The organism is Rhodococcus sp. C-2 (genome assembly GCF_027854095.1).
GTDB classification, from domain to species: domain Bacteria; phylum Actinomycetota; class Actinomycetes; order Mycobacteriales; family Mycobacteriaceae; genus Rhodococcus_F; species Rhodococcus_F qingshengii.
In genome coordinates this window covers 1-15622 of record NZ_JAQGFI010000017.1, presented here as the reverse complement: position 1 = coordinate 15622, position 15622 = coordinate 1, and the positions used below count along the sequence as shown (strand labels likewise).

Genomic DNA, 15622 nt, shown 5'->3' with positions numbered 1-15622 from the left:
CACCGACAATCCGCAGCAGATCGACAACGCAATCGAGCCTGACGCGACCGTTGCAGACGTGGTTCACGTCGCCGGGGGACGTCTGCTCCGCACGCAGGGCGTCACCGCACCTGCCGGATTCCGCGGTGCCGGAATTGCTGCCGGTATCAAGAAGAGTGGCAAGTCGGACCTCGCATTGGTGCTCAACGAGGGACCCGATCTGGCCGCTGCCGGCGTCTTCACCCTGAACAAGGTCAAGGCAGCTCCGGTGCTCTGGTCTCAGCAGGTCCTGACGACGGGCAAGCTGCGCGCGGTGGTGCTCAACTCGGGCGGCGCGAACGCCTGCACGGGCGCGGGTGGATTCCAGGATGCACACAAGACTGCCGAGGAAGTTGCTTCGGCACTGAGTAATTGGGGCACCGAGACGGGCGCGATCGAGGTCGCTGTCTGTTCGACCGGACTTATCGGTGACCGCTTGCCCATGGACAAGCTGATCCCCGGTGTCACCGAGGTGGTGCACGAACTGGCCGGCGGAATCTCCGGCGGCACCGACGCGGCATACGCGATCATGACCACCGATACCGTGCCGAAGCAGGCGTCGCTGCACCACGCGAACAAATGGAACGTCGGCGGAATGGCCAAGGGCGCAGGCATGCTCGCGCCTGCGCTGGCCACGATGTTGTGCGTCGTCACGACCGATGCTGTCGCAACGGCCGAGCAGCTCGATATTGCTCTGCGCGCCGCCACCCACCTGAGCTTCGATCGCCTCGACGTCGACGGCGCCACGTCCACCAACGACACAGTGCTCCTGTTGGCCTCCGGCGCCAGCGGTGTCACGCCGACGCAGGACGAACTGAACGCCGCAGTGCTGGCCGTGTGTGATGACCTCGCGGATCAGTTGATGGCAGACGCCGAGGGTGTCACCAAGCGGGTCAAGGTGACGGTTCGCGGCGCGGCGTCCGAGTCCGATGCGTTGATCGGCGCCCGGACCATCGCCCGCGACAGCCTGGTCAAGACAGCGCTTTTCGGTTCCGATCCCAATTGGGGTCGCGTTCTCGCCGCAGTGGGTATCGCTCCCATCGAGCTCGATCCCGATCGAATCAGTGTGTCCTTCAACGGGAGTCCCGTCTGCATCGACGGCGTCGGTGCTCCGGGGGCGCGTGAGGTGGACCTGAGTGGGATCGACATCGAACTCGACATCGATCTGGGAATCGGCAACGAGTCCGTGAGCATTCGCACCACGGACCTCTCGCATGCTTACGTCGAAGAGAACTCGGCGTATTCGTCATGACCGAGACGTATCCCGTGATCAGCGAGCATCAGAAAGCGCATGTCCTCGCCGACGCGCTGCCGTGGCTGCAGCGATTCCGCGACAAGGTGGTCGTGGTCAAGTACGGCGGAAACGCCATGATCGACGAGACGCTCAAAACGGCATTTGCCGCCGACATGGCGTTCCTGCGGACTGTCGGCATCCATCCCGTCGTCGTGCACGGCGGTGGCCCGCAGATCAACGCGATGCTGGCACGCCTTGGCATGAAGGGTGAGTTCCGCGGTGGTTTCCGTGTGACGACGCCCGAGGTGATGGACGTCGTGCGGATGGTGCTTTTCGGTCAGGTCGGCCGTGAACTCGTCGGCTTGATCAACGCGCACGGTCCTTACGCGGTCGGTATCTCCGGTGAAGATGCGCACCTGTTCACCGCTACTCGACGCACTGTTGCGGTCGAGGGGGAGCAGACCGACATCGGGCTGGTCGGGGACGTCACCACCGTGAACCCAGACGCGGTACTCGATCTCATTGCGGCAGGACGTATTCCGGTCGTCTCGACCATCGCACCCGACGCCGACGGTGTCGTCCACAACATCAACGCCGATACCGCTGCTGCAGCACTGGCCGAGGCGATCGGTGCCGAGAAGCTCGTTGTCCTCACCGACGTCGAGGGCCTGTACACCGATTGGCCGGACCGAGCCTCACTGGCCACCGAAATCGACACCGACGCCCTGGCCCAGTTGTTGCCGAGTCTCGACGCCGGCATGGTGCCCAAGATGGAGGCCTGCCTTCGCGCGGTGCGCGGAGGTGTGCCGTCGGCGCACGTGATCGACGGTCGGCTCGAACATTCAGTCCTACTCGAACTTTTCACCGGTGAAGGAATCGGCACGATGGTCGTGCCGGGTTCCTCGGTCGCCGGTCCCCAGCAGGGAGCTATCTCATGAGCACAATCGATCTGCAGCAGCGGTGGTCCGCTTCGCTGATGAACAATTACGGCGTACCCCGGGTTGCTCTCGTCCGCGGTGACGGCGCCGTACTCACCGACGCCGACGGCAAGCAGTACGTCGACTTCCTGGCAGGAATCGCGGTCAACATCCTCGGACACGGACATCCGGCCGTCGTCGAAGCCGTCACTACTCAGTTGTCGACACTCGGCCATGTTTCCAACCTGTACGCCAGCGAGCCGGTCGTCGAGTTGGCGGAGCAGTTGCTCGCTCATCTCGGCAACGTCACCGGGCGCGCGTTCTTCTGCAACTCCGGTACCGAGGCGAACGAGGCTGCCTTCAAGCTCGCTCGCGCCACCGGCCGGAAGAAGATCATCGCAGCCGAAGGCTCCTTCCACGGTCGCACGATGGGGGCACTCGCTCTGACGGGTCAGCCGGCCAAGCGGGCGCCGTTCGAACCGATGCCCGCCGGTGTCGAGTTCGTGCCGTACGGCGACGTCGAGGCACTCGAGCAGGCCGTCGATTCCGACACCGCCGCTGTGTTCCTCGAACCGATCATGGGTGAGGGCGGCGTCGTGGTGCCACCCGAGGGATACCTCGTCGAGGCTCGGCGGATCACCGCCGAGCGCGGTGCACTTCTCGTGCTCGACGAAGTGCAGACCGGCATCGGCCGGACCGGCTGGTTCTACGCCCATCAGGCAGTCGGCATCGTTCCGGACGTCATCACCCTCGCGAAGGGACTCGGTGGCGGAATGCCGATCGGCGCCTGCATCGCGACCGGGGCAACGGCCGAGTTGTTCGGACCGGGTAAGCACGGTACGACGTTCGGTGGCAATCCGGTGTGTGCTGCGGCGGCACTTGCCGTGCTGAAAACCATTGCAGCGGAAGACCTGATCTCACGCGCCGACAGCTTGGGTAAGTCGATCTCGGCGGGCATCGAAGATCTGGGCCATCCGTTGGTCGACTACGTACGGGGATCAGGACTGTTGCTGGGTGTCGTGCTGACCGAGGACGTCGCGCCGGCGGTGGAAAACGCAGCGCGCGAAGCCGGGTACCTTGTGAATGCAGCGCAACCCGGAGTGATCCGGTTGGCGCCGCCGCTCATCCTCACGGACGAGCAGGCCGAAACCTTCGTGGCAGCACTACCTGCCATCTTCGACAGTGCACTATCGGCTGACCAGCCGGGGGAGAAGTGACTACCGTGGTGAAACACTTTCTCAGGGACGACGATCTGACTCCTGCGCAGCAGGCCGAAGTTCTGGAACTCGCTGCGATTCTCAAGAAGGACCCGTTCGCTCGGCGTCCGCTCGAGGGTCCCCGCGGAGTCGGTGTCATCTTCGAGAAGAACTCGACGCGTACACGTTTCTCGTTCGAGATGGGCATCGCACAGATGGGCGGTCACGCTGTCGTCGTCGACGGGCGCAGCACTCAACTCGGTCGTGAAGAGACCTTGGCGGACACCGGACGCGTTCTCTCCCGCTACGTCGACGCCGTCGTGTGGCGCACGTTCGGCCAGAAGCGCCTGGAGCAAATGGCTACGGGCGCAACGATTCCCATCGTCAATGCATTGTCCGACGAATTTCATCCCTGTCAGGTTCTGGCCGATCTGCAAACGCTGATCGAACAGAAGGGTGAGCTCAAGGGGCTGAAGCTGACCTACCTGGGCGACGGCGCCAACAACATGGCTCACTCGCTGATGCTCGGCGGAGTGACCGCAGGCATCGACGTCACCATCGCAAGCCCCGCCGGCTTCGAACCGGCGGACTGGGTCGTGGCAGCAGCACGCAAACGCGCCGAGGAAACCGGCGCGACCATCACCCTGACGCAGGACCCACAGGCCGGCGTCGTCGGCGCCGACGCGTTGGTCACCGACACCTGGACCTCGATGGGTCAGGAGAACGACGGGCTCGATCGGGTCGGACCTTTCCGTCCGTTCCAGATCAACAAGGAGCTGCTCGCAAAGGCAGATCCGAAGGCCGTCGTCCTGCACTGCCTGCCCGCGCATCGCGGCGAAGAAGTCACCGACGAGGTTCTCGACGGGCCGCAGAGTGTTGTCTGGGACGAGGCGGAGAACCGTCTGCACGCCCAGAAGGCATTGCTCGTGTGGCTGCTGGAACAGCGAACCCAACTGGACCCGGCGTGAGCGTCGCTCCCACTCGGGCTGGTCGCCAGTCGCGCATCATCGCGCTTCTGGCGGCTCACCCTGTCCGAAGTCAGACGGAGCTGGCGGCCTTGCTCGGTGCCGAGGGCATCGAAGCAACGCAGGCGACGCTCTCGCGTGACCTCGAAGAGCTGGGAGCGGTGAAACTGCGTGCCGCCGACGGCGGCGCCGGTGTTTACGTGGTGCCGGAGGACGGGAACCCGGTACGCGGTGTGGCCGGCGGTACCGACCGCCTCTCACGGCTGTTGGGTGAGTTGTTGGTCTCCACCGATTTCAGCGGCAACATGGCGATCCTCCGGACACCGCCGGGAGCCGCGCACTACCTCGCGAGCGCACTGGATCGGTCCTCGATGCCGGACATCGTGGGCACGATCGCCGGAGATGACACCATCTTCGTAGTGGCCCGGGAACCGCTTTCCGGAGCGGAACTCGCGGCCATGATCGAATCGCTCGCCTGACCCCTTATTCTTTGATAGAGATTTTCAACCGAAGGAGCACAAAAACCATGGCCGATCGCGTCGTACTCGCCTACTCGGGCGGGCTGGACACTTCTGTTGCCATCAGTTGGATCGGTAAGGAGACCGGCGCTGAAGTTGTCGCCGTCGCCATCGATCTGGGGCAGGGTGGCGAGGACATGGAGGTCGTGCGTCAGCGCGCGATCGACTGCGGCGCAGTCGAATCCGTTGTCGTCGACGCCCGCGACGAGTTCGCGGACGAATACTGCCTGCCGACCATCGCGGCCAACGCCCTGTACATGGACCGCTACCCGCTCGTCTCGGCCATCAGCCGTCCGCTGATCGTCAAGCACATCGTCGAAGCTGCACGCTCGCACGGCGGCACCATCGTCTCGCACGGTTGCACCGGTAAGGGCAACGACCAGGTTCGCTTCGAGGTCGGATTCGGCGCCCTCGCACCCGACCTGCAGGTCATCGCACCGGTCCGCGACTACGCCTGGACCCGCGAGAAGGCCATCGCCTTCGCCGAAGAGAACAACATCCCGATCAACGTCTCCAAGAAGTCGCCGTTCTCGATCGACCAGAACGTCTGGGGCCGCGCCGTCGAGACCGGATTCCTCGAGGATCTGTGGAACGCGCCGACGAAGGACGTCTACGACTACACCCAGGACCCGACGGTCAACTGGAACGCACCCGACGAGCTCATCATCAGCTTCGACAAGGGCCGCCCGGTCGCCATCGACGGCCGCCCGGTGTCGGTTCTCGAAGCCATTCAGGAACTGAACAAGCGCGCAGGCGCTCAGGGCGTCGGCCGTCTCGACGTCGTCGAGGACCGTCTCGTGGGCATCAAGAGCCGTGAGATCTACGAAGCTCCCGGCGCGATGGTTCTCATCACCGCACACCAGGAACTCGAGCACGTCACCCTCGAACGCGAACTCGGTCGCTACAAGCGTCAGATGGAGCAGCGTTGGTCCGAGCTGGTCTACGACGGCCTCTGGTTCTCGCCCCTCAAGGACGCACTGGACACGTTCGTCAACAAGACGCAGGAACGCGTTACCGGCGACATCCGTCTCTTCCTGCACGGTGGAGCCATCACCGTCAACGGTCGTCGCAGCCCGGAGTCGCTCTACGACTTCAACCTCGCGACGTACGACGAGGGCGACAGCTTCGACCAGTCCGCATCGAAGGGCTTCGTCGAGATCCACGGTCTGTCGTCGAAGGTCGCCGCGAAGCGCGATCTGGGACTCTGAGCCATGACGGCTCGCGGTGACGGAGACGCCCAAAAACACGGCACCAACGAAGGTGCGCTGTGGGGCGGGCGGTTCGAGTCCGGACCGGCCGCTGCCATGGCGGCGCTGAGCAAGTCGACTCACTTCGACTGGGTCCTCGCTCCGTACGACGTGCGGGCGTCGCAGGCGCATGCGCGTGTGCTGAACAAGGCCGGTCTGCTCAGCGAAGCCGACCTCGCGACGATGCTCGACGGTCTCGACCGTCTGGCGGCAGATGTCGCCAGTGGCGCCTTCGGACCCAGTGATTCGGACGAGGACGTACACGGCGCACTCGAGCGTGGTCTGATCGAGCGCGTCGGGCCTGAGGTCGGTGGACGCCTGCGTGCCGGTCGTTCACGTAACGACCAGGTGGCCACGCTGTTCCGCATGTGGCTTCGGGATGCGGTCCGCCGCATCTCCACCGGAGTTCTCGACGTGGTCGACGCATTGGCGACTCAGGCCGGGGCGCATCCGGATGCCGTGATGCCGGGCAAGACGCACCTGCAGGCGGCTCAGCCGGTCCTGTTGGCGCATCACCTGCTCGCTCACGCACATCCACTGTTGCGGGACGTGCAGCGCCTTCGCGACTTCGACGTGCGAGCTGCGGTGTCCCCGTACGGTTCCGGTGCACTCGCCGGTTCCTCACTCGGACTCGATCCCGAAGCGATTGCGGCGGAACTGAAGTTCGACAGCTCGGCCGAGAACTCGATCGACGCAACGGCTTCGCGTGATTTCGCAGCCGAGGCAGCGTTCGTGCTCGCAATGATCGGTGTCGATCTCTCCCGTATGGCGGAAGAGATCATCATCTGGAGCACACCGGAGTTCGGCTACATCACGCTTGCCGACGCGTGGTCGACGGGATCGTCGATCATGCCGCAGAAGAAGAATCCGGATGTCTCGGAACTCACGCGCGGTAAGTCGGGTCGTTTGATCGGCAACCTGACCGGATTGTTGGCGACGCTCAAGGCTCAGCCGCTGGCGTACAACCGCGATCTGCAAGAGGACAAGGAACCGGTTTTCGACTCGGTTGCGCAGCTCGAGATGCTGCTCCCGGCCATCACCGGTCTGGTGCAGACGCTCGAGTTCCACACCGAACGCATGGCGGAACTAGCTCCGGCCGGGTTCACGTTGGCCACCGACATCGCGGAGTGGATGGTGCGTCAGGGCGTGCCGTTCCGGGTTGCACACGAGGCTGCTGGAGCGTGTGTGCGTGTCGCCGAAGCGCGAGGCGTCGGACTCGAAGATCTCACGGACGAGGAACTGGCCGGCGTCGACAGCGCGCTGACACCCGCTGTTCGTGAGGTGCTGACAGTCGAGGGTTCCATCGCTTCGCGCAACGCGCGAGGCGGCACCGCGGGGGTGCGGGTTGCCGAGCAGCTGGACGGAGTCAAAGCAGTGGCGCAGTCACTGCGGGAATGGACCCTGTGACCTCGCGGTCACGAGTGTTGTCGCTCTCTTTTCGGCAGTAGTCCTTCGGTCGTACGCGGTCAGGTAGCAGAATTTGCTCCCTGACCGCGTACGCGTATTCGTCGTCAGTAGGCTTGTCGCGCGCGGGAAAAATGAGACTGACGTCACATGGTGAGTAACTTGGGAGTGAAATGGTGGGATTGAATTCCAAGTCTGTGCTGGGCCCGATTCGTCGGGTGGTTGCGACAGCACAAAACGGCCTCGAGGTCGTCCGGTTGGGTGGGCTGGAAACGGATGCGACCACGTCGCCGTTCGAGATCGTCGAACGCGCAGCGATGTATCGGCTACGGCGCTACTTCCCGGACAGTGACCCGGAAACCGTCGGCGCACCGATCTTGCTGATCCCGCCGATGATGATGTCGGCGAACGTGTACGACGTGACCCGTGACCAGGGCGCTGTGGGAATTCTGCACGAGATGGGCCTTGATCCCTGGGTCGTCGATTTCGGTTCGCCCGACTCCGAAGAGGGCGGTTGGGATCGTAACCTCGCCGATCACATCATCGCTCTCAGCGACATCGTCGATCACATCCACCGTCACACCGGAAAAGATGTTCACATCTCCGGTTATTCGCAGGGTGGCATGTTCGCCTATCAGGCTGCCGCGTATCGGCGTAGTCGAAACATCGCCAGCGTCATCACCTTCGGCAGTCCGGTCGACACACTCGCCGCGCTACCCTTCGGCATCCCGGCGGGATTGGCAACCAAGGGTGCAGATTTCCTCGCCGATCACGTCTTCAATCGCCTGGCGGTCACCGGGTGGATGGCCCGTACCGGGTTCCAGTTGCTCGATCCCGTGAAGACGCTGAAGATGCGCGTCGACTTTCTGCTTCAACTGCACGACCGTGAGGCGTTGCTTCCGCGGGAGCAGCAACGCCGCTTCCTCGCGACCGAGGGTTGGGTCGCGTGGTCGGGGCCCGCGGTAGCCGAACTGCTCAAGCAGTTCATCGTGCACAACCGAATGATGACAGGTGGGTTCGTCATCAAGGATCAATTGGTCTCGCTCGCCGAGATCACCTGCCCCATCCTGGCATTCGTCGGTGAGGTCGACGACATCGGCCAGCCGCAAGCGGTTCGAGGCATCAGTCAAGCCGCTCCGCGGGCGAAGGTCTACGAATCTACCTTGCGTGCAGGCCATTTCGGTTTGGTTGTCGGTTCCACCGCGGCCAATCACACCTGGCCGACCACCGGTGAATTCGTACAGTGGACCGAGACGGGTGGACCCCTCCCGGACCGTATCGCGAACATGGTCTACGGCGCCGACCTCGAAGACCAGACCGGTGTGTCGATCAGCAATCGGATCATCCACACCGTCGCCTCGGTCGCTGAAGTAGGTGCAGGAGTCACCAAGGGAATCAGTGACCTTGCCGCCGGTGCGTTGCGCGGCACTTTCGAATTGTCGGGAGAAGCGGCACGAGCGTTGCCACGTCTGGCTCGACTCAACCAGATTCAGCCGCACACCAAAATCTCGCTGAGCCAGTTGCTGGCGGAGCAGCGTCGAAAGGCGCCGAACGGCGAGTGCTTCCTCTTCGACAATCGCGTGCACACCTATGAAGCGGTCAACGCGCGTATCGACAATGTCGTGCGTGGATTGATCTCCGTGGGAGTGCGTCCGGCAGCGCATGTCGGTGTCCTGATGGAGACCCGCCCCAGCGCACTCGCGGCCATCGCGGCCCTGTCGCGACTTGGTGCCGTCGCGGTCATGCTTCCGCCAGGCTCCGACATCACGGCGGCGGTCAAGCTGGGGTCGGTCGATCGGATCATCACCGATCCGGAAAACGTCGATGCTGCAGTGGTTACCGGTCGGCCGGTACTGGTGCTCGGCGGCGGCGATGCCCGTGGCCTCGAGGTGGATCCGTCACACGACGTGATCGATCTCGAACAAATCGATCCGACGAAGGTCAATCTGCCCGGGTGGTACCGACCGGATCCCGGTGTCGCCCGCGAACTCGCCTTCATCATCTTTGCGGAATCCGGCGGTGTGCTCGAAGCCAAGCAGATCACCAACTACCGGTGGGCACTGTCGGCCTTCGGCACGGCCACGGCGGCAGATCTCGATCGCGGTGACACCGTGTACTGCCTTGCACCACTCCATCATTCGTCGAGTCTGCTCGCGACCATCGGTGGTGCCATGGCCGGTGGCTCACGCATTGCGCTCTCACGTGGACTGAACCCCGCGAGGTTCGTCGAGGAAATCCACCGCTACGGCGTGACGGTCGTGAGTTACACGTGGTCGATGATGCGCGAGATACTCGACGAGGATCTTCTTCTCATCGACGGTAGTCATCCGGTCCGCCTGTTCATCGGTTCGGGCATGCCCCATGGTCTGTGGAAGCGGACAACGGAGGCGTTCGACCCCGCGCAGGTACTCGAGTTCTATGCGTCGACCGAAGGCGACGTGATTCTTGCCAATGTTGCAGGCTCCAAAGTTGGTTCCAAGGGGCGCCCACTGCCGGGTAGCGCGCAGGTGCGGTTGGCGGCATACGACCCGCTGAGTGGTCGGCTCCTCGAGAACGGAAACGGATTTGTCCGTGAGTGCGCCGAAGACGAGGTCGGATTGCTGCTCGGGCGCGCGGGATTCACCGCCGATCTCTCGGGCGGAGCCATGCGAGGTCTCTTCCAAGCCGGCGATTCGTGGATTCCCACCGAAAATCTCTTCCGCCGGGACGCCGACGGCGACTACTGGCTGATCGACCACAAGAACACGGTCATTTCCACGGTCCGCGGTCCCGTGTTCACCCAGCCGATCGTCGACGCGTTGTCGAGTGTGGCGCGGGTGGATCTTGCCGTCGCATACGGAGTCGGTGACGCGCCGCATCAGCTCGCGGTCGCTGCCGTGACATGGCGTCCGGGGCGGCAGTTCCGTTCTGCCGAGCTTGCAGAGGCCCTCTCGCGCATCGCTTTCGACGCTCGTCCGGATATCGTGCACGTGGTTGACGAGATTCCGGTGGGTTCGTCGTACCGTCCGAGCTCCACTGCGTTGGCTGCGGCCGGATTGCCGGCGCCGGGGCCACGGACCTGGTTCCTCGATTCCGAGTCGCAGTCGTACAAGCGGCTGACCAAGGCAATTGCCGCGCAGTTGATGCCGACGAGGGTGAGCACCGGAGCACGGTAGCCTGAGGACATTCTGTTTGATCGGTTCGAGAGGACACACGTGGCTATTGATTCGACGTTGCTCAGCATTTTGGCCTGCCCCCAGGACAAAGGCCCGCTGTTGCTGGTCGGGGACGAGTTGCTCTACAACCCGCGCCTGCGTCGTGCCTACCCGATCGAGAACGGCATTCCCGTTCTGTTGATCGACGAGGCACGCGATGTAGCGGACGACGAGCACGAAAAGTTGCTCGCACGGGCTGAAGGCTAGATCGGCAACTCACCGGTCAGGTACCGCTGGAGGTTCGGAGCCACCAGCGGTACCAAAGCGTCGACGCTCAATGATGCGAGTGGTTCGAGTCCGAGCACATATCGCGTGACAAGCAGTCCGGCCATCTGAGATGCCACCAATTCCGCTCTGATCAAGCCGGTACCAGGTGGTGTGTCCACCCGCGGAATGATGTCGCGCAATACGACATCGAGCAGAAAGCTCTGGATCAACTGCGATCCGTCGCCGGAAATGGCTGATCGAAAAGCCGCCAGAATCGCCGGCTGGTGTTCCGAATCCCATAGCCCGATCACCGCCCGGAGAAGGCTTTCGCCGAGGTTTTCGGTCGGGGAGGTGTGAACCGGTCCCAGTACCTTTGCTGGATCGATCGGTAGCGCGATCGCAGCGGTGAACAACTGCTCCTTGCTCCCGAAATGGTGATGAATCATAGCCGGATCGACGTCAGCGGCCGCAGCTATCGATCGAACGGTTGTTCGTCGAAAACCGTTCTGGGAGAACGCCCGTCGCGCCGAATCGAGAATCTGCGCGCGAGTCTCCGACTTGCCCGGTCGTCGCCCCGAACGAGTCGGCGTCGGCGCGGTGCTGTCGTCGGTCATGGAGTGCGGCGATCGAGTGTGGCCGCGGCCAGCGATAGCGCGGCGGCGGCGAAGCCCGCCATGACGGCGAGATCACGCCACATCTGACCCGTCGCGTCGGCATGAATCGACACTTGCTGAAGTGCGTCGACGGCGTAGCTCAAGGGGAGGACGTTGCTGATCCATTCGAGCCAGGTCGGCAATTGGTCGCGCGGTACCAGGAGTCCGCAGAGGAAGAGCTGTGGAACCACAACTACCGGCATGAATTGCACCGCTTGGAACTCAGTCTTCGCGAATGCGCTGGCCAACAGGCCTAGCGCAACGCCCAGTATTGCGCCGAGAACTGCAATGACGATGACCCAGGCAAGACTGCCGGCGATGGTGAGTCCCAGGAATCCGAAAGCAACCGCGCACGCGAGGGCTGCCTGAGCGGCGGCGGAGAGCGAAAATGCCGCCCCGTATCCGGCGAGAAGGTCGAGTTTGCCCATCGGTGTGGTGAGCAGGCGCTCGAGTGTGCCTGAACTGCGTTCGCGTTGCATCGCGATGGACGTGACCAGGAACATGACGACAAACGGCAAGATTCCCAACATCGTGATCGCCACTCGTTGGAAGAGCGAAACCTGGCCGGGTGGCGTCGGGACGTCTTGGTAGAGGAAATAGAGCAGAATCATCAGTAACGACGGGACCAACAAGATCATGGCCACCGTGCGGTGATCTTGGCGGAGCTGAAGCAGAATGCGTACGGTCGTAGCACCGAAGATCCTGATGCTCATGATATTTCGCCTCCGACGGGTGAAGTCCGAATCAGCGCGAGAAAGGCGTCCTCGAGCCGTTCACATCTGGTTTTGGCGCGCAATTCATCGGGTGTGAGTTGAGCGAGGAGGTGCCCGTCTCGCATCAGGATCAGCTCAGCGCAGTGGTCGGCCTCATCCATGACGTGGCTGGAGACCAACAGGGTGGTTCCGCTGCGAGCAAGGTCAGCGAATCGTTCCCACAATTCGACGCGAAGCACCGGATCGAGGCCGACGGTCGGTTCGTCGAGGATCAACACATCAGGTGACGCCACCAACGCGCAAGCCAGCGAGACTCGCCCGCGTTGACCACCAGACAGATCGGCGGCGGTCTGGTCGGCGTATCGGCTCAATCCGACGGCGTCGACCGCTGCTGCGACGTCGGCGCCGGACTTGCCGTAAAGAGCGCCGAAGTACTGGACGTTTCGAGTGACCGTCAGGTCGCCGTACACGCTGGGGGATTGGGTGACATATCCGACCCGGTGGCGAAGAGCAACGGAACCGGCGAGATCGCCCAGCACTCTGACCTCACCACTTTCGACGATCTGTGTTCCGACAATCGCGCGCATCAGGGTTGTCTTGCCGCAGCCGGACGGGCCGAGCAGTCCGGTGATCGATCCTGCTGATACCTGCAGGTCAAGCGAGTGAAGAACTTCGTGCTTGCCGCGAATGACTCGTAGTCCGCGGATATCTATTGCCGGCGTTGTGGTCACGGTTCGCCTCGTTTCAATAATTCATCACTTGTTGAATTATGCGACTCGGCCGACTGATGAGTCAACGGCGTGGGCACAATCGAAGGGTGAGCATCGAGACCTTGGAAAATGTGGAGAACCCGTTGGAAGCGGGCCTGACAATTCTCGGCTCGACCCTGACCGTCGACGACATCTCGCTGAGGATCGTCGAGGTCGAGGCGTACGGAGGGGAGAAGGACGGGCCATGGCCGGATCCGGCAGCACATTCGTATCGGGGGAGAACGCCGCGGAACAGCGTGATGTTCGGGCGGGCGGGGCGTCTCTACGTCTACCGCAGCTATGGAATGCACTTTTGTATGAACATCTCGTACGGCCCGGATGGTGTCGCGGGTGGTGTTCTGCTCCGAGCGGCAGAAATCGAGGCCGGTCACGATGTGGTGTCTGCTCGGAGATCGCCGGATCGACCATCTCACCAATGGGCCAGAGGGCCGGGTAATCTCGGTGCTTCTGTCGCAATCACGTTGGCGGACAACGGAACAGACGTGTTCAACCCTGCCTCTCGGATTCGGCTCGAATTGGGGGAGTCGAAGGAATGGGTGAGCGGACCGCGGGTGGGGGTCAGTACCGCGGCGGAGGTTCCGTGGCGCCTGTGGATTCCGGACTCGCGAGCGGTGTCCGCGTATCGCCGAAGCCCGCGAGCGCCGGTCATTTCGTGAAGATGGGATGATCGAGTCCGTGACTGAGAATATTCTCGACGAACTGACCTGGCGCGGGCTGATCGCCCAATCAACCGATCTCGACGCTTTGCGTAAAGATCTCGAGGCCGGACCGGTCACGTTGTATGCGGGCTTCGACCCGACAGGACCGAGCCTGCACGCAGGTCACCTGGTTCCGCTCCTCGCGCTCAAGCGGTTTCAGCGCGCCGGCAACCGCCCGATCGTTCTTGCCGGCGGTGCAACGGGCCTGATCGGAGACCCCCGTGACGTCGGGGAACGGACGATGAACTCCGCCGATACCGTCGCGGACTGGGCAGGTCGCATCCGTGGTCAGCTCGAACGATTCGTGGATTTCGACGATTCGCCGACGAGCGCGGTCATCGAGAACAACATGAACTGGACCGGCAAGATGTCGGCCATCGACTTCCTGCGTGATGTCGGCAAACACTTCTCCGTGAACGTCATGCTTGCGCGTGACACCGTGAAGCGTCGTCTCGAGTCGGACGGGATGTCGTACACCGAGTTCAGCTACATGCTGCTCCAGGCCAACGACTACCTGCACTTGCGACGCGACCTCGGCTGCACTCTGCAGGTCGGCGGGTCCGATCAGTGGGGCAACATCATTGCCGGCGTCGAACTCAACCGTCGTGTCGACGGTGAGAGCGTTCATGCAATGACGGTTCCGCTGGTGACCTCGGCCGATGGCAAAAAGTTCGGAAAGTCGACCGGTGGCGGAAGTTTGTGGCTCGACCCCGAGATGACCAGCCCGTACGCCTGGTACCAGTACTTCGTGAACACTGGCGACGCCGACGTGATCAAGTACCTGCGCTGGTTCACCTTCCTGACTGCGGACGAACTCGCGGAGCTGGAGACTGCAACAGCGGAGCGGCCGCATGCGCGAGAAGCGCAGAAGCGACTTGCCGCGGAGATGACGACCTTGGTTCACGGGGAACACAACACCCGTGCTGTCGAGCTCGCCAGTCAGGCGTTGTTCGGCAAGGCGGAGCTGGCGGAACTCGACGAGTCGACGCTAGCCGCGGCGCTGAAAGAAGCATCGGTCAGCGAATTGGCGCCGGGGGAGCCGCGCACGATCATCGATCTGCTCGTGACGAGCGGGTTGTGCGAGAGCAAGGGGGCCGCTCGACGCGCCGTGAAAGAGGGCGGTGCTTCGGTGAACAACCAGAAGGTGTCGGCCGACGACTGGGAGCCCACCGCATCCGATCTGCTTCACGGCAGCTGGTTGGTCGTCCGGCGCGGAAAGCGCAACTTCGCCGGCGTGAGAATCCTTCCAAACTGACGTGTGTGGGGTCACAGTTGTCTTGCGGGGCTCCTGTGGCCGCTGGTGGCCCGCCTCCGGGCGGGCTACCAGCGGATTTAACCTGTCGAACATCTGCGACCTGCACGTTTGACGCTCAGTTTTCATTCGCGTAACTTTGTCCAAGTCAGAGCGACACGGACACCAACCCCGACCGACAGGCCGGGGAAACGCGGTTGGACGAAGTCGGAGACAATCACGCTCAGCGGGAACTTGCTTCCCTGGAGCGAACAAGCTAAGATTGTAACCCTTGCCCCGGAGCTTTCAACCTGGTTGAAGTGATGGTGTGTGCGTGTTCTTTGAGAACTCAACAGTGTGTCGATGAATGTCAGTGCCAAAATTTTTTGGTACTTCACATCCGCGAATGATCAACCGCCTCTTGGGGTTTGGTTGGTTTGTGTGTGGTGTGAGTATTTTTCGTCGGTGATTGTTCATTCTTCCGTCTGAATGGTTGCCGACACATTTTTTGCTAGTTGAGTTTTTTTGCTAGTGATTTGACTCTTTTTGTCTATGACTGATTAGTGGGCTTGCCCGCGAAATCTAGAGTCTTCAACGGAGAGTTTGATCCTGGCTCAGGACGAACGCTGGCGGCGTGCTTAACACATGCAAGTCGAG

General features: G+C 62.7%; 14 protein-coding genes and 1 rRNA gene. 12 read left to right on the top strand and 3 right to left on the bottom strand.

What is annotated here, in order from left to right:
- The first annotated feature begins 31 nt into the window (after positions 1 to 31).
- The 9 genes from argJ to PCS43_RS28965 all read left to right on the top strand — a co-directional run bounded on the left by argJ (position 32) and on the right by PCS43_RS28965 (position 10900).
- Positions 32 to 1270, top strand: coding sequence for a bifunctional glutamate N-acetyltransferase/amino-acid acetyltransferase ArgJ (gene argJ, locus PCS43_RS29005; RefSeq protein WP_042450560.1), 1239 nt, complete (start codon positions 32 to 34; stop codon positions 1268 to 1270).
- Positions 1267 to 2190: an acetylglutamate kinase gene (argB, locus tag PCS43_RS29000; RefSeq protein WP_007736229.1), complete on the top strand. Its 924-nt coding sequence runs from the start codon at positions 1267 to 1269 to the stop codon at positions 2188 to 2190. Before argJ ends, argB begins: the two co-directional genes overlap by 4 nt.
- Complete coding sequence (locus PCS43_RS28995; RefSeq protein ID WP_007736227.1) at positions 2187 to 3386, top strand: acetylornithine transaminase; 1200 nt, start codon at positions 2187 to 2189, stop codon at positions 3384 to 3386. Before argB ends, PCS43_RS28995 begins: the two co-directional genes overlap by 4 nt.
- The gene (gene argF, locus PCS43_RS28990; RefSeq protein ID WP_021334039.1) at positions 3383 to 4333 is read left to right on the top strand and encodes an ornithine carbamoyltransferase; all 951 of its coding nucleotides are present in this window, start codon (positions 3383 to 3385) and stop codon (positions 4331 to 4333) included. The genes PCS43_RS28995 and argF overlap by 4 nt, the downstream gene beginning before the upstream one ends.
- Positions 4330 to 4809, top strand: coding sequence for an arginine repressor (locus PCS43_RS28985; RefSeq protein WP_007736224.1), 480 nt, complete (start codon positions 4330 to 4332; stop codon positions 4807 to 4809). The genes argF and PCS43_RS28985 overlap by 4 nt, the downstream gene beginning before the upstream one ends.
- Positions 4810 to 4856: 47 nt before the next feature.
- Positions 4857 to 6056 (top strand): argininosuccinate synthase, encoded by a 1200-nt coding sequence (locus tag PCS43_RS28980; RefSeq protein WP_007736221.1) that lies wholly within the window; start codon positions 4857 to 4859, stop codon positions 6054 to 6056.
- A 3-nt stretch (positions 6057 to 6059) separates the two neighbouring features.
- Positions 6060 to 7502 (top strand): argininosuccinate lyase, encoded by a 1443-nt coding sequence (gene argH, locus PCS43_RS28975; RefSeq protein ID WP_042450495.1) that lies wholly within the window; start codon positions 6060 to 6062, stop codon positions 7500 to 7502.
- A gap of 170 nt (positions 7503 to 7672) precedes the next feature.
- Positions 7673 to 10654 carry an acyl-CoA synthetase gene (locus PCS43_RS28970; protein WP_007736206.1) on the top strand — a complete coding sequence of 994 codons (2982 nt, stop codon included), beginning with the start codon at positions 7673 to 7675 and terminating at the stop codon, positions 10652 to 10654.
- A 39-nt stretch (positions 10655 to 10693) separates the two neighbouring features.
- Positions 10694 to 10900, top strand: coding sequence for a Trm112 family protein (locus PCS43_RS28965; RefSeq protein WP_003944045.1), 207 nt, complete (start codon positions 10694 to 10696; stop codon positions 10898 to 10900).
- Here the strand turns inward: PCS43_RS28965 and PCS43_RS28960 are convergent.
- The 3 genes from PCS43_RS28960 to PCS43_RS28950 are packed head-to-tail and all read right to left on the bottom strand — an operon-like array spanning position 10897 to position 12997.
- Positions 10897 to 11514, bottom strand: coding sequence for a TetR/AcrR family transcriptional regulator (locus PCS43_RS28960; RefSeq protein ID WP_042450497.1), 618 nt, complete (start codon positions 11512 to 11514; stop codon positions 10897 to 10899). The two genes, PCS43_RS28965 and PCS43_RS28960, sit on opposite strands and share 4 nt — an antisense overlap.
- Complete coding sequence (locus PCS43_RS28955; protein ID WP_042450499.1) at positions 11511 to 12266, bottom strand: ABC transporter permease; 756 nt, start codon at positions 12264 to 12266, stop codon at positions 11511 to 11513. The genes PCS43_RS28960 and PCS43_RS28955 overlap by 4 nt, the downstream gene beginning before the upstream one ends.
- Positions 12263 to 12997 (bottom strand): ABC transporter ATP-binding protein, encoded by a 735-nt coding sequence (locus tag PCS43_RS28950; protein WP_270923157.1) that lies wholly within the window; start codon positions 12995 to 12997, stop codon positions 12263 to 12265. The genes PCS43_RS28955 and PCS43_RS28950 overlap by 4 nt, the downstream gene beginning before the upstream one ends.
- Positions 12998 to 13083: 86 nt before the next feature.
- Between PCS43_RS28950 and PCS43_RS28945 the strand changes: the two genes are divergently transcribed.
- From PCS43_RS28945 to PCS43_RS28935, 3 genes are all read left to right on the top strand, one after another.
- Positions 13084 to 13692 (top strand): DNA-3-methyladenine glycosylase, encoded by a 609-nt coding sequence (locus PCS43_RS28945; RefSeq protein WP_003944023.1) that lies wholly within the window; start codon positions 13084 to 13086, stop codon positions 13690 to 13692.
- Positions 13693 to 13711: 19 nt separating this feature from the next.
- Complete coding sequence (gene tyrS / locus PCS43_RS28940) at positions 13712 to 14989, top strand: tyrosine--tRNA ligase (RefSeq protein ID WP_007736194.1); 1278 nt, start codon at positions 13712 to 13714, stop codon at positions 14987 to 14989.
- A 567-nt stretch (positions 14990 to 15556) separates the two neighbouring features.
- Positions 15557 to 15622: ribosomal RNA gene (locus tag PCS43_RS28935) — 16S ribosomal RNA — on the top strand; the annotation flags it as partial.